Origin of the sequence: Flavobacterium aurantiibacter, from assembly GCF_002251775.1 — a bacterium.
Lineage (GTDB): Bacteria > Bacteroidota > Bacteroidia > Flavobacteriales > Flavobacteriaceae > Flavobacterium > Flavobacterium aurantiibacter.
Window position 1 is genome coordinate 1 of the sequence record NZ_NOXX01000153.1, and the last position, 15,166, is coordinate 15,166.

General features: G+C 40.8%; 12 protein-coding genes and 1 tRNA gene. 9 read left to right on the plus strand and 4 right to left on the minus strand.

The genetic code is table 11. From position 1 onward, the window contains the following. Positions 1-545 precede the first annotated feature (545 nt). Positions 546-1,124 carry a hypothetical protein gene (locus CHX27_RS03595; RefSeq protein ID WP_094485401.1) on the plus strand — a complete coding sequence of 193 codons (579 nt, stop codon included), beginning with the start codon at positions 546-548 and terminating at the stop codon, positions 1,122-1,124. Between the two features lie 4 nt (positions 1,125-1,128). Next, a complete protein-coding gene (locus CHX27_RS03600) occupies positions 1,129-1,869 on the plus strand; it encodes a hypothetical protein (RefSeq protein ID WP_094485402.1) in 741 nt (246 codons plus the stop codon). A 189-nt stretch (positions 1,870-2,058) separates the two neighbouring features. Here the strand turns inward: CHX27_RS03600 and CHX27_RS03605 are convergent, their stop codons facing one another. Then, the gene (locus tag CHX27_RS03605; RefSeq protein WP_094485403.1) at positions 2,059-2,739 is read right to left on the minus strand and encodes a spermidine synthase; all 681 of its coding nucleotides are present in this window, start codon (positions 2,737-2,739) and stop codon (positions 2,059-2,061) included. Positions 2,740-3,181: 442 nt separating this feature from the next. After that, a complete protein-coding gene (locus CHX27_RS03610; protein ID WP_243388953.1) occupies positions 3,182-3,571 on the minus strand; it encodes a helix-turn-helix domain-containing protein in 390 nt (129 codons plus the stop codon). Between the two features lie 223 nt (positions 3,572-3,794). Between CHX27_RS03610 and CHX27_RS03615 the strand changes: the two genes are divergently transcribed. The 4 genes from CHX27_RS03615 (at position 3,795) to CHX27_RS03630 (ending at position 8,773) form a co-directional block, all read left to right on the plus strand. Next, positions 3,795-4,976 carry a M14 family zinc carboxypeptidase gene (locus CHX27_RS03615; RefSeq protein WP_094485404.1) on the plus strand — a complete coding sequence of 394 codons (1,182 nt, stop codon included), beginning with the start codon at positions 3,795-3,797 and terminating at the stop codon, positions 4,974-4,976. After that, on the plus strand, positions 4,969-5,448 hold the full coding sequence (locus tag CHX27_RS03620) for an Lrp/AsnC family transcriptional regulator (protein ID WP_091140893.1): 480 nt from the start codon (positions 4,969-4,971) through the stop codon (positions 5,446-5,448). The genes CHX27_RS03615 and CHX27_RS03620 overlap by 8 nt, the downstream gene beginning before the upstream one ends. Before the next feature lie 296 nt (positions 5,449-5,744). Next, complete coding sequence (locus tag CHX27_RS03625) at positions 5,745-8,210, plus strand: phosphoenolpyruvate carboxylase (protein ID WP_094485405.1); 2,466 nt, start codon at positions 5,745-5,747, stop codon at positions 8,208-8,210. Between the two features lie 32 nt (positions 8,211-8,242). Further along, positions 8,243-8,773 carry a DinB family protein gene (locus tag CHX27_RS03630; protein WP_094485406.1) on the plus strand — a complete coding sequence of 177 codons (531 nt, stop codon included), beginning with the start codon at positions 8,243-8,245 and terminating at the stop codon, positions 8,771-8,773. Positions 8,774-8,809: 36 nt separating this feature from the next. Here the strand turns inward: CHX27_RS03630 and CHX27_RS03635 are convergent, their stop codons facing one another. Then, a complete protein-coding gene (locus CHX27_RS03635; RefSeq protein WP_094485407.1) occupies positions 8,810-9,250 on the minus strand; it encodes a KTSC domain-containing protein in 441 nt (146 codons plus the stop codon). 133 nt (positions 9,251-9,383) lie between these two features. Between CHX27_RS03635 and CHX27_RS03640 the strand changes: the two genes are divergently transcribed. From CHX27_RS03640 to CHX27_RS03650, 3 genes are all read left to right on the plus strand, one after another. After that, positions 9,384-11,345 carry an endonuclease gene (locus CHX27_RS03640; RefSeq protein ID WP_094485408.1) on the plus strand — a complete coding sequence of 654 codons (1,962 nt, stop codon included), beginning with the start codon at positions 9,384-9,386 and terminating at the stop codon, positions 11,343-11,345. A gap of 107 nt (positions 11,346-11,452) precedes the next feature. Beyond that, positions 11,453-11,534 (plus strand) — tRNA-Tyr (locus tag CHX27_RS03645). 969 nt (positions 11,535-12,503) lie between these two features. Then, entirely contained in the window at positions 12,504-13,436 is a 933-nt protein-coding gene (locus tag CHX27_RS03650) for a peptidylprolyl isomerase (protein WP_094485409.1), read from the plus strand. Between the two features lie 102 nt (positions 13,437-13,538). Here CHX27_RS03650 and CHX27_RS03655 read toward each other — a convergent pair whose 3' ends face one another. Beyond that, the gene (locus CHX27_RS03655) at positions 13,539-15,062 is read right to left on the minus strand and encodes a DUF4394 domain-containing protein (protein ID WP_094485410.1); all 1,524 of its coding nucleotides are present in this window, start codon (positions 15,060-15,062) and stop codon (positions 13,539-13,541) included. Positions 15,063-15,166 lie beyond the last annotated feature (104 nt).

The window sequence follows — 15,166 nt, forward strand, 5'->3', positions numbered from 1 at the left end:
GTGAGGTTCAGTGTTTTCTGTGCGCTTAAAAAGCTGGTACGTGAGTTTGTCGAAGTCTTATTTAGAAGATAGAAGCTAGTCCCGATAGCTATCGGAATAGACTCCGCGACGTTCGTCACTATACGTATCGTTTTACCCGCCCGAACCCACAAATCGTTCGTGTCTTAGCGTGTCGAAGTTTAATTCTTTATTTTATGATTTTCCATTTTTTAGCTTTTTTCTATTCTTTTCTGGGTGAGCGACAGCAGCGGCATCCTTTGCGGCGCTAAATTATTTCCACCATGCGTTCGCCGGAAAGATACAGCGGATGGCGCGACGGCGGTTCAGCGAAACGTTTGCGAAGCGCTACGATTGTACCGCCGGCACCCCCAAATAAAAAATCACAATAATCGTACTGTTGCTTTGTTGGGAACACAATGTTTATGGAATAAAATTGTTATAATCTTGCATGCTCCTTGCACGGTTTCGCCAAAAGGTTGTTCATTTCACAGTATTTGAACAACATCGTGAGTAATTTGTAAGTAATTGATTTTTAAATAATTTGAATGAATGTATATCTTTTAACAGCTGCGCTTCTAGCGGGGGTACTCTTGTACTATTTTCTGTTTGCAGGAAAAAAGAAAAGCAGAACTGTACTATATTTTGGTTTGATAATTGGTGTTTTTACATTCTTTATTTACCGTGTCGATAAATCCTGTTTTGGCGCGTCGACACCTATTGAACTAAAATTGACCAATAAAACGGAGCAGCGCTTAAAAATTTATACGATTACTTTTTGGGATGATGTTAATAGGCAGACTCAGAGCGCCACTATTTATCACGCAGAATTGAGTGCAAACGAAACTTCTGCCTTTTGGTTTGAAAATGATAGCAGCAATTTCTGGTTGGTTGCAAAAGATAGTAGAAATCAAATAGTTTACCTCAATAAAGTTTTAGATAACGGAACTTCACTTTTTTACGAAATACCTCGAATGTCGACTGTAATTAAAGACGGAAATGTAAATTTAGCATCGAAACTTACTCGAAGCACAGATAAAAGCTTAGCGTTTGAACGTGTTATGCTATGGATTAATACTGCGCTTGTTTGCTTAATTTGTGTTTTGTTCTTCTATCATAAAGTTTAAAACAATGAAAAGTAGTCTTGCCGGATTTTTTCATTTTATGCGAATAGCGCCAATCAAAATATTTGTGCTTTCGCTATTGTTGCTGGGTTGTGAGCAACGTTCTTTAAAGAATGAACGGCGGTTGTACGTTATTTCTGAGCAGGATTCTCTACAAAAAAACAGTAGCATTCCGCGGCCCGCTCCTCCGGATTTTCAAAATCGATTTTATACGGACGTGGTTTTTATCCTCGACAGTGTCAGCGACGTCCATTTATATCAAACTTCGAAGATTTATAATTTGGATGGTGAAAGCTCGAACGATTATTCTTTTCCAAACTTTATCGAACTAAAACCCGAGCATTTAGTAACGGTGAGCAGCAAAAGTTTTATCAGTTTTTTTAAAAATAACCTTGATGTTCTCGATAATGCTAATGAATATAGAGCCAAACATTATTACTTTGCAAGTGAGACAGATACGATTAAGAATCAAGCCTTGTATGATTTTTTTGAATATATAAAACATGTTCCTCGAGCGCCTTCTTACTTTGTTCGTATGACTACAGAAGAAGAAAAAATGGTTTTGAAGTTCAAAAAACAACACAGATTTTACGCGCCTAAATTGATTCCATGGTCGTCTAATTTTCTAGACGGAAACTGTAAACCATATACGGATCGGTATAAAAAAGTTGAATCCCAAATTAGAGTTTTCCGAAGAGCGAAGACTACTTTTGATTCCGATTCGAATGCTTCAGCGGTTAACTTATAAGAACTGGTAGATTCATTGTCTAAGTTTAGCTGTATTTGATAATCAAGAATTAACCTTAAAAACGGTGAACATTTTTTAGACATAGATAGGAATTCACTTTTTTAGCTTTTTTCTGTTTTCTTAGATCTTTCAATCTTCCAATCTTTCAATCTTTCAATCTTTCAATCTTTAAATCTTTAAATCTTCCCACTACCTCTTCTCAATACAAATCAGTTCGGTATGTGGTTCTACTTTGGTAAGGAGTTCGGGTTCTAGACCTAAAGCGGCAATATCTCGTAAATAGCGGTCGTTGCGGGCTCTGTCGGCGGTAGTGAGCACCATCGTGTTGAAAAGCAATATTCCCTTGGCGGGCATGTCGGCAAATAGTTTTTTTAGAAAATGCAGTTCGAACAGAAAGTCCGGCAACTTCGTGTCTAAAAAGATGTCGACAATTACTAAATCATATTTCTCAGTATTTCGCAGCACAAAGTTGAACGCGTCATCGAATACAACCGATACGTTTTGATTTGTCTGATACGCGTAGCAACTTTGGAGTCGTTCCACAAGCGTACGGTCGATGTCCACACACGTAATGGCACCTTCAAACCGCACCTCGCGTTGTAAAGTTTCCAAAATGCTGCCGCCAGCGAGTCCCAATACCAAGATACGTTCCATCCGTCGAATGCGCGAATAGCCCACATGTATCAGTCCGTATTTTAGAATTTTCTGCAACGAACCATAACTGTAATTGGTGTTTTCAGAATCTACGACGAGTTTTCCCGACACGCAGTTTATTTCGATGAGTCCGTTGTAATCCGATTGAAAACGCTCCACACAAACGGGAACGAAATAACTTTTAAGTTTTTGTAGGAAAGTAGGCTGTATGGACATAGATGTTTTACCTGCGGTGCTTATATCAAAAATACCTTGGTTTTAAACTGGTTTTTCGCATGTGGAAACGATTTTTTAAAAAATTTATCAAAAAACAGCGCTGACAAAAAACCAAATTAAATCTATTCTCGTAAATGTAAACATAAGAAAGATTTTAGGTTAACGAGAGTCCGATCTAAAAATCACTGTAAGAAAAACAGCTAAACGGGTGTTTATCAAGCGGATTTCTTTCTAATGCAAAATGATCTGAAGAAAACCAGCAGAATAAGCTACTGTAAAATGTTTAGGTTAAAAAAGCAATTAGTTATAAAAAGGCTGTCTTACAATAGTTTAGAGTGATTTATTCCGATTTTTAGTCGGACGTTCGTTAGGTTACTACGCTTGATTTTTGTGTTTGTTTTATTGGTCAGGGAGCCTCGGTACAACCGGGGCTTTCTTGTTTTTATTCGGTGGCTTGCGGTAGGTAGGTACTAAATGTTCCGTCTTCGTACAACAAAACCACTTGTTTCAATTTCTTGTCGCGATTCGGCGATGATACCGCTGCAACTGCTGAAGGCGTCGTTGTCTCATTGTTGGTGTCCAAATCGGTTTCTGTCTTGTTTCCCTGAATCGTTTCAACAGCCGTTCCAAATAAAATATAGTCGGCCGAAATACTCGGGTAGGCATGCAACAACTTCAAAACGAAATCTAAACTGGGTTTATTTCGTCCGGATAAAATGTGGGAAATCGACGAACGTTGCACTTGTAATTTATCGGCAAAACTCGTCGGACTTTCACTCATACGATGCATTACTTCTTTAATGCGCTCGGCTATTTCGTCGATAGAATCCATAACTAATTGTCTTTATTCTTTGATTAGCGTCTGATATTTAGTAACTAAATCTATTACTTTATGTATTAATATTCAAAATACTGAAAAACAATAATTTAAATATTATATACGCTTATAAATTTACATTTCTTCTTTACTATTTACAAATGTAAACAAATATTTGAAAGTGTTAGTGTTTTTATGTGTTTACAATTGTAAACTATCCTTTTTGTACTTTTACAGCATGACAAAGTCTAAATTCCTAGATCTCGCCAAAGAGTTCGCCTACTCTGGTATCAGCGGTAGGTATCTCAATTTCGAAATGATCAGCGCTTTTCTTTTAGAATACAAAGTGCAAAAAAGTATGCTTGGGTTTTCGGTAGAAGAACGCCCCATTCCATTTCTTAAATTCGGCTCGGGCTCCAAACGCATTCTCATGTGGTCGCAAATGCACGGAAACGAGTCAACAACTACCAAGGCGGTAGTCGATCTCATTTGCTTCCTAAAAGCCAATCCGGATTTCCTCGCACGACACGATCTGCAACTCGGAATCATCCCTATGCTCAATCCCGACGGCGCTCATCGCTACACCCGCGAAAACGCCAATAAAATCGATTTAAATCGCGATGCACAAGAACTCTCGCAACCTGAAAGTCGGTTTTTACGCCACGTGTACCAGCTCTTCAAACCTCAGTTGTGCTTAAATCTGCACGATCAGCGCACTATATTTGGTGTCGAAACTCCAGAAATCAATCCAGCAACTGTCTCGTTACTGGCGCCAGCTTTTAATCCGGAACGCAATTTTAATCCCGCGCGGCTCCAAGCGGTACATTATATTAATGTCATTAATCGCGAGCTTCAAAACTATATCCCCAATCAAGTTGGGCGTTTCGACGATAGTTTTAACCTGAATTGTACCGGCGATACCTTCCAAAACCTCGGAACGCCAACGATTCTCATCGAAGCTGGTCACTTTCCAAACGATTATCAACGCGAAAAAACCCGAAATCTCATTTTTGTTGCATTATTATCAACATTCTCAAATTATCACGAAAACGTTATAGTTGATACCGAAATTTCGGAATACTTAAAAATTCCGCAAAATCAACCCCTGTTTTTCGACATTGTTTATAAAAACGTCAAAATAAATTATGCTAATTCAGATTTTTTAATCAATTTTGCCGCTCAATTCGTTGAGGAATTTGCAGAAAATTCGATATTTTTTAGAGCTAAACTCAGAAAATTAGAAGAAAACGCAATTTTCGTAGGTCACAAAACTTACGATTTCAACGGTGAAGTGGCGCAACTGAATTACAACGATTTACTCGAAAGTTCGAATGTTGATGCAAACTTTACCGTGGGAACCCAGCAAATCCGCAACGGACACGTAATTGCAGACAACAGACAAACACAAGAATATGAGTAAGTTCAGATTAGACGAAGTAGATCATCAGATTCTGGATATGTTAATTGATAACACCAGAGTGCCTTTTACCGATATCGCGAAAAAATTGCTGATTTCAGCCGGAACCGTGCACGTGCGCGTTAAAAAAATGGAAGACGCCGGTATCATCATGGGTTCTTCATTAACGCTTGATTATGAGAAACTTGGATATTCATTCATCGCTTACGTAGGTGTATTCCTCAACAACACCTCGCAAACCAAATTCGTTCTCGAGCGCATCAACGAAATCCCATTCGTAACCGTAGCACACGTAACCACCGGAAAATTCAACATTTTCTGTAAAATCCGTGCAAAAGACACCAAACACGCAAAAGACGTTATCTTCATGATCGACGATATCGAAGGCGTGTACCGCACCGAAACCATGATTTCACTCGAAGAAAGCATCAACGACAAAAAACGTTTAATGCACACCATCTTCAAAAATATGTAAGCCTCCGCGCTTTAAATTCCAAAACCGATGTTTCACCGCATCGGTTTTTTTATTGGAAGAAAAATCAATGTAAACAACTCAATTCCAATAACCAAAATTCTAATTTTTGTTATTTGGGTGTTCCGGCAAAAGCCCGGCGAAACCCAAGCCGCGCTTTTGCCGTCGCGTCTTCCGCTGTATCTTTTGCCTGCGGAACTCCGGCAAAAGGATGTCGCTCCAACCGCTAACACGGAAAAAGTGCAAAAAAAACGTTTCCATTTCGTATCTTGGCATCTCACCTGTTGCACCTGTAAGCCATGTACCACAATTCGCCATTGCAAACGTTTCAAAAACGCGTAAAAGCACGCTACGATTTATACAACAGCTTGTTTATCACACTGCCTTTCGATGCGATCGACAATACCGGCGCGCTTTTGCCGCTATTCGCCGAAAGCTGCAGCCACGGACTCGAAAACGAACTTTCTCCAAAAGAAATCGTTTCCCAATTCTTCCAACAGTACTTTCCCGACAAACCCGAATCGGCACAAATCGATTTACTATTCCGATTTATTCAATACATCGAACGACAAATTGTACTGTTTGATGCTGTGGAAGATGCCGGCTTTGCTGAAGTCAACAACTTAAACGGTCCCGGAACTTTAGCGCATCTGCTCGAAAACACTGATTTAAAAAAGCTTAAGAAAACAGCTGCGAATTTCAAGACGAAAATCATTTTAACGGCACATCCGACACAATTTTATCCGGGTTCGGTGCTGGGCATTATTACCGATTTAACCTGTGCATTGAAAAAAGACGACTTGTTTGAAATCAAATCGCTGTTAACGCAATTAGGTAAAACGCCGTTCATTCGCAAAGAAAAACCGAGTCCGTTTAACGAAGCAACGTCGTTAATTTGGTATCTTGAAAACGTATGTTACCACAGCGCTGCCGAAATCACTTTCGATCTTGAACGCCTGCAACTAATCGATCACAACGTACTGGGTTTCGGATTTTGGCCCGGCGGCGATCGCGATGGGAATCCGTTTGTAACCGCGCAAGCTACCTTTGAAGTTGGTATGCGTTTGCGAACGTCTATTCTCAAATGTTATTACCAAGACATTCGGAAACTCAAACGAAAACTCACTTTTTCAGGTGTAACCGACTTAATAGCAGATATCGAATACCGCTTGTACAGAACTGTTTTTTATAACGCCGATCCGAATTTTATTAGTTACGAGTATCTGGTCGAAAAGCTTCAAGAAATAAGTAATCTTTTAGTTGAGAAGCATCAAGGTATCTATCTTGAAAACATACAATTACTGCTAACAAAAGTTCGTTTATTTAAGTTTCATTTCGCCACGCTCGACGTTCGGCAAAACAGTAAAATTCACAGAGGCTTAGTCGAAAAACTAAGTCATCAAAATACCGATTTAAACGACATCGAAACGGATACCTTAGAATCGGTAAAAACCATGATTCGTTTGCAAGAGCTCAACGGTCATGATGCTTGCCATCGATACATCATTAGCAATTGTGAAAGCGATACCGATGTGCTCGACGTACATCAAATTATTCGCCACGCTTTGCGATTATCGGCCAACGAACAAGCGCCCATTGATATCGTTCCTTTATTCGAAGTTATTTCCGACTTGTCGCGCGCAGCCGCAATCATGGAGTGCTTGTACACGCACGCAGGCTACAGAACGCATTTGCAAGCACGTGGAAACCTACAAACGGTCATGCTCGGATTTTCAGACGGCACCAAAGACGGCGGTTATCTCATGGCAAATTGGAGTATTTATAAAGCCAAACTCGAAATCACACGCATGTCGGAACAGTACGGTATTCAGGTTTTGTTTTTCGACGGTCGTGGCGGTCCACCTGCGCGTGGCGGCGGCCGAACACATCAATTTTACGCCGGTTTAGGTAAAGAAATTGCGAATCGCGAAATTCAGATTACCATTCAAGGTCAAACCGTAAGTTCGACTTTCGGAACGCTCGATTCATGTAAATTCAATCTCGAAAATTTGCTTTCTGCTGGTTTTCGAAATACAACCGATTACCGCGATACGCAAGTTTTAAGCGCCGCCGATCAAGAATTATTGGACGATTTAGCTCGGGTCGGACACGCCAAATACGATTCGTTTAAAAATCACGAATTGTTTGTTCCGTATCTCGAAGAACGAAGTACGTTAAAATATTTCTCGCAACTCAATATCGGTAGTCGACCCGCAAAACGAAAGGCCGATACGAAATTGCAGTTGCAAGATTTGCGCGCTATTCCGTTTGTGGGTTCGTGGAGCCAGCTCAAACAAAATGTTCCCGGATTTTTTGGCGTCGGAACAGCTTTAAAACACGCAAAAGATTCAGGCAAATGGCAACACGTGCAAGAGTTGTTTTCCCGTTCGCTCTTCTTTAAAACACTGCTCGAAAACAGCATGATGTCGCTCGCAAAGTCGTATTTTTCACTAACTAAATACATGCAAAACGATGCAAAATACGGTGCGTTTTGGCAATTGATTTATGAAGAATATTTGCTCAGCAAATCGCTATTACTCGAACTTTCGGATCAGCAAACTTTAATGGAAAATTATCCGGTAGGCGAGGCCTCCGTTCAGGCACGTGAGGAAATTGCACGACCACTTTTAGTGATTCAGCAATACGCGATGATGCAAGTACAAGCCACCGAACAGCAACTAGATGCCGAAACGTTTGCGAAATACGAGAAACTCATTTCCCGTTCACTGTTTGGAAACACAAACGCCAGTCGCAATTCTGCGTAAGCGCTATGTTAACTTATATTCTCAATTAAAATATGTTTAAAGATCAACTTCCCATCAACGAATACGCCGATTTCTACGCGCGTTACATCACGGCTTTAGAAAACATCGAACTTTTCGATAATTTAGAAATCAAACAGCACGAGTTTATTCACTTTGTGCAAAACGTCCCTCTGGGAAAACACGATTACCGCTATGCACCTGGAAAATGGACATTAAAAGACATTATTCAACACATCATTGATGCCGAACGTGTATTTGCATACCGTGCGTTGCGTATAGGTCGCGGCGATCAAACCGCTTTGCCCGGTTACGATGAGAATTTATTCGCTGAAAATACAAACGCCAATAATCGCCATCTTCAAGAATTGCTGACGGAATTTGCTTTAGTGCGTCAAAGTACATTAGCGCTGTTCAAGAGTTTTAAACCTGCACAGTTACAAAATGTAGGCACGGCTTCCGATAAAGCTGTTTCCGTTCGCGCGTTAGGATTCATCATTCTAGGCCATCAACAGCATCACATCAATGTATTCAAGGAGCGCTACTTGGACGAAAACCCATCCTAAACTCATTCGTTAACTTCGGCGAAAGCCAAAGAAAAACTAGTCTTCGTTAGAAACTTTGCGCCAAACAAAACTTGGGAAGATATGGCGCTTGGCAAATCGAGCAGGGGAGTCGGCATTAACCATTTTCACGTAAGTAGCTTTTGGAACGCTAATAAACTCGTATTTGATGCCATTATCGAATTTCACAACCAAGCGACCATCCACGAAATCGTAGTCAATCAGAGTTTGCTTGGCTACAGTTTCTTGGAATTCCGGCATCTGTGCTTCGCGAGTTTCCGGATTTATAGAAACTAAGTGGTGGTACGCTTCAATAATTTGTTTGCTGCGTTCTTCGGCTGCTTTTAAACCTTCGTCGTCGCCTTGAAACTTATCTGGATGCGCGTCTTTCATCGCATTTCGATAAATGGTTTTAAGTTCCTTAAGCGTTACATTTTTATCTACTTCTAAAAGCGCACGGTACGCAACAATCTTCTTCATTCCTTTTTTTTGAGGTGCAAAAGTACTATTTGCATTTGATTATTCAGTCACAACTGCTTCGCTAAATTTATAATTGTCAGACCGAAGTATCTAAAAAGGGTTGTGTACCTTTGTCGTCTTAATTTTCAGTGGCATGAAAAAAATCTGGGGCAAGTTTATTTGCCTGCTTTTAGTATGCGTTTCCGCGCAAGCGCAAATATTTATTAATGAATTAGACGCCGATACACCTGGAACCGATGTTTTAGAGTTTATCGAACTCAAGACTCTTAATCCCAATCAATCTTTAACCGGCTATGTATTGGTGGCGTTCAACGGCGGTCAGCCCAATAATCCATCTTATTTTGCGATGGACTTAGACGGATTTACCACCGACAGCGATGGCATTATTCTGATTGGTAATCAAGGATTGAGTCCGTTTCCAGATCAAATTCTTCCAGACAACACTTTTCAAAACGGTGCGGATGCCGTTGCCATTTATTTGGGAAATGCCAGCGATTGGCCTTTGAATACACCTTGTACCAATACGAATCTAATTTCTGCTTTAGCGTACGACACCAACGATCCGGATGCAACGAGCTTATTAGCAGCTTTAGGTTTAACCGAGCAAATAAATGAAGGTGTAAATGGTTCGTCGCAAACAGAAAGTATTCAACGAAAAAACGACGGAACGTATGAGGTGAAAGCGCCTACACCGGGAGCTCCGAACGACGGTAGTGGAAGTTCGGCAAATGGCTTAACAGCACAGCTATCGGCAACGAACGTAACCGAAGGAAATACTGTTACACTTACATTTTCGTTGCAACAACCGGCTCAAACGGCGTTTACTTTTACGTTTACTTTGGAGAACGGTGGTTTTACAGCCTCAGATTATCAAACAACAACAACGGTTTCATTTGCTGCAGGAAGTCAATCGGCGGCAGTTTCAATTACATTTATCGACGATTCGTTTGACGAAGGCGATGAAGACGCCCGTTCGTTTATTAACGCTCTACCTTCGGGATACGAACGCTTAAACAATAACGTAATTATTCGTGTTGTTGATAACGATTTCCAAGCCTTAAATTACGGAACGCCTGTAAATCCGACCTATGGAAATGTTATTCCCAGCATTCCTGCCGGATACTACGACAGCTTGAACGGAAAAGCTGGAAACGAATTAAAAGCAGCTATACAGGCAATTATTGCTAATTCGACCTTGGTTCGAGAGCATACATACGGCGATGTTTTTGAAATTTTGAAGGCAGCAGATGTAAATCCAGAAAATCCGAATCAAGTATGGTTGATGTACGTAGAACAACCGCGCTCGAAACTAGATCAGCAAACAGGAACAAGTGGTGCTTCAGGTTTTTGGAATCGCGAGCACATTTATCCACAGTCGCGTGGTGGTTTCACAGACGGCACTTCGGGTTCAGCCGATGGTTTCAATCTATTTGATACGACAGGTCCCGACGATATTTTAGCAGGACATTCAGACGCGCATCACATTCGTGCAGAAGACAGCCCTGAAAACTCATTGCGAAGCGAGCGCAATTACGGTATTGATTACAATGGTCCAGCAAATACGCTGAGTTCATGGCACGGCGATGTAGCTCGCGCACTTTTTTATATGGCAGTTCGTTACAACGGCTTAAATGTGGTAAATGGTAATCCACCAACCGTTCCCGTAGGTTTTGTGGGCGATTTAGCCACGTTATTGCAATGGAATGCACTTGATACAGCAGATGATTTTGAAATGAATCACAATAATGTGGTGCATTTGTGGCAGCAGAATCGAAATCCGTTTGTAGATATGCCGCTTTTAGCAGAATATGTTTTTGGCGCCAATTTTGGTCAGGTTTGGAACAATAGTTTAACTACTACCGATTACGCGAACAAGGAGGTTCGATTGTATCCAAATCCGGCGTCTGATGTCGTTTACTTTACAAAGAGTTTAAGCAATGCTACGGTGAGTATTTTTAATATTAGCGGGCAACGTGTTTACCATGCCGATAATTTTTCGGCTACTTCATTGCAGTTAGAACTAACTTCAGGAGTGTATTTCGTGGAAATTCGTTCGGAAAGTCGGCGTTCGGTTCAAAAATTAATTGTTCGGTGATTTTTTAGAGCCTGACTGTGAAGCAAGTAAGAAAAGTTTCAGAAAATCCTTAAAAAATATGCTGTGTAGGCGAATCTACTTGTTATATTTGCGCCCGCAACCGCAGCGGGAAGATACTCAAGCGGCCAACGAGGGCAGACTGTAAATCTGCTGACTATGTCTTCGCAGGTTCGAATCCTGCTCTTCCCACAAACAAATAAAAAACCCAACCCAAGCTTCGCTTGAAAGTTGGGTTTTTTATTTGTTTCTCTTGCTGCCGCGCGTTTCTGATAGCCTGATAGACCAAGTAAGTTAATCAATTATTTTGTAGACCATTTAGAGATATCGATAAGGGAGAAATGATTTAATAAAAGCTTTTTGTTTGGAATAGAGGTAGCTGTGCTTTTTGGGGGCGATTTATTTCCCCGTGGTCCGGACTTAAGAAATTTGATATTTTGCGAAAATTGTACTGTCCTAATTTTTGACTGTAAATTGGTCGTTTACTTCGTCTGTTAACTCCTAATTATACGTTTTTTCCACTAAATATAGGTAGCGATTTTTGCAGCCCCGGTTGCAATGGAAATACAACCGTAGCGGTGGCGTGTGTAGGTGTTTTTGCAGCAGCGACCAACGGAAGCTCCTGCAAAAATAAACCGAAACCGACAGCGGTAGGTTGTATTGCAGTGAAAAACGGGGAATGCTGCCCAAAAAATATAAAAATATGATTTACAGAGTATTATCGATGTACCGCCGTATAATTATTTCTATTGATCGTTGCCTGCGAGATAGAATTTTTGCGTTATTAATTACTAAATAAAGTGAGTTCGACATAAAAATTTTTGTTAGAAAGCTTAAATTGAGTCATTTAAATTGTTTACGAAATTTTTTGCTAAGCTATTTTACCAGCTAACAGTTAAAACAGTCGCTTACTCCGTTATATTTTTTTTGAGTCACCTTATTGTCCCAATTCCGCTTTTAATCAACTATTTATATGACTTCTAACTTTATTTTTTTACATCGAACTCACGTTAAATAATTAAGTACTTGAATGTTTTATTGATTTTAGCTTGAAGGTAAACTAGCGTTTTTCGTATTTCAATTTATACTGATAGTTGTTTTTTAAATGCTACCAACTCTTTTCCGTACTTTTGCACGACTAAAATTACAATTCTACATTTTATGGAAAACGGTATTTACGCTCGTTTTAAAACAGGTAAAGGCGACATTACGGTTAAGTTGACACACGATAAAACTCCGGGAACAGTCGGTAATTTTGTTGCTTTGGCAGAAGGAAATCTTGAAAATTCGGCACGTCCGCAAGGCAAACCGTATTACGATGGGTTGAAGTTTCACCGCGTAATTCCAGATTTCATGATTCAGGGCGGTTGTCCGTTAGGAACGGGAACGGGTGGTCCGGGTTACAAATTCGACGATGAAATTAAAGCCGATTTGAAGCACGATCGTCCCGGTGTATTGTCTATGGCAAACGCTGGACCGGGCACAAATGGTTCGCAATTTTTTATCACGCACATTCCAACGAATTGGTTAGATGGAAAGCACACTGTTTTTGGTCATGTTGTTGAAGGACAAGATGTAGTTGATGCCGTTGCGCAAGGCGACGAATTGCAACAAGTGGAGATTGTTCGCGTAGGTGAAGAAGCGCAGAAATGGAATGCCGTGGAAGCGTTCAGAACTTTCGAAGGTAATCGTAAAAAGAGATTAGCGGCCGAGCGCGAAGCTGCAGAAGCTGCCATGGAAAAATTAGCCGCTGGTTTTCAGAAAACAGAAAGCGGTTTACGATATCAGTTTATTCAACAAGGTTCGGGTAAAGCAGCCGAGAAAGGTAAAACAGTGAGTGTTCACTATACCGGACAACTCGATAATGGAAAAGTTTTTGATTCATCGTATCCAAGAAAACGACCTATCGAATTTCCTTTAGGTGAAGGTCATGTTATCGAAGGTTGGGATGAAGGTATTGCGCTTTTGAAAGTAGGCGATAAAGCACGTTTTGTAATTCCATCTCATTTAGGTTACGGAAGTGCTGGTGCTGGAGGCGTTATTCCACCAAACGCTACGTTGATTTTTGATGTAGAATTGATGGATGTGAAGTAATTCGGCGATAGTTTTTTTAAGCAAATCATTACCAATAAAAAAGGTTGCCATAATTGGCAACCTTTTCCGTTTTTAGATTTCAATTTTTCAGCAATTTTTATCTTAAAAACCTAACCCAATGGCAAAGCCTCGAACTTGCGCTGGGAAGTCGCCCACAGCCGTTGCACCACCGGTTAAGGTATTGATGTTGTAGATTTTAGTTCCAGCCGCCGAGTTTAAAATGGCATAAGCTACATTACTTAATCCGCCAATGTCGAACGAAGCGCTTCCGGTAAAATCTGCTCCAAGCGAACCACGAGCCACTAAAGTACCGTTGTTTGGCGGAGTTTGAGTGTACAACATGTCGGTATTGGTATCTATATTGAAAAGTAGGGTAGAGGTCGATCCTGCAAAATTATTAGTGTAGGCCGAAGCAGTTACTTGCGGCGTTCCGGGATTTAGCGCGCCATCTGTGGCTGCAAGCGTGCCGTCGATAGGGTTTAAACGTAAATTTTGACCTGCATCTGAAACCACTCGAATACGGTCGACAGTTGGATTAAAATCAAAACCAAATGACGTTCCCTGTAAAGCTACCGCGGGGGCGCTTCCTAGTGCTGTTGCTGCGCCATTCGACATATTTATGGTGTATAATCTGCCAAGAGAAGAAAGTGCATAAAGCTGTGCCGTTGCTGGTCGCATATCTATTCCGACGATGTTTTCGCCAGCTTGTAAATTTGTAATGGGCTTAGCTATAGTTCCATTGATATCTTGGAAATTGAAAATATGTAAATTATTACTGTTGTCGATGGCATACGCAACAGGATTTGTTGGAATGGCAATAGAAATGATTTCAGTAGGTAATGTTCCTAAATCCGTAGCTTTTCCGCTTGTTAAGTTGATTTGCAACAATTTGCTAGAAGTTCCAGTCTTTGCTGTCGCAAGTGCAGTGTCGTTATTTGCTGCGATATCAAATCCGCCTTCCACGGCATAGGTTTCAGGTAAGTCTAAACTACCAATAGCGGTAATAACTCCGTCGTTTGGCGGATCTTGCTTATACAGCGTTTTCGTTACATGATCAATTACATAAAGTGCTGTTGCTGTAGATCCGGCGGTGTTACCCGTGTAAGCTGCCGAGCCTAATTGTGCTGCTGAATTGCTTATGTTGCCATCGACTGCTGCTAACGCACCTGTTTCAGGATTTGCTCGTAAATTTTGTCCCGAAGATGATACGATACGGATACGATCAACAGTTGGGTTAAAGTCGAAACCAACTGCATTTCCAGTTAGTGGTGTTGTAAAAGATGCGGTGTTTACTGCACGAGCCGCTCCCGTAAATTGATTAATTATATAAAGTCTTGATTGAGAGCTTATTCCGTATAGTTGGCCTGTGGCAGGGCGGAAGTCAATTGCACGAAGTGTTTCGCCCGGTAGTAAATTACTGATGCTTACTGAGGCAGCAACAGCAGCGGTATCATTGGCGTTCATTTTTAAAAGAGCGCCACCGGCTGTAAGTGCAAAAAATTCTTGATTTGGTCCAACAGGTTGCTCGTTAACGGGCGGAGTGTTTGATTCACTATCGTCGCACGAGGTCATAATTCCAAAACTTAGTACTGCGAATAACGCAACTCGTAAATGTGTTTTTTTCATTGCAATTAAGATTAATGGTTTTACACATGTACGAGGTTTCGGACAATCTGGTTTTAGGAAAATAAATTTTTTGAGTTATCCATTTGCGTTCCTTATCAAATCAG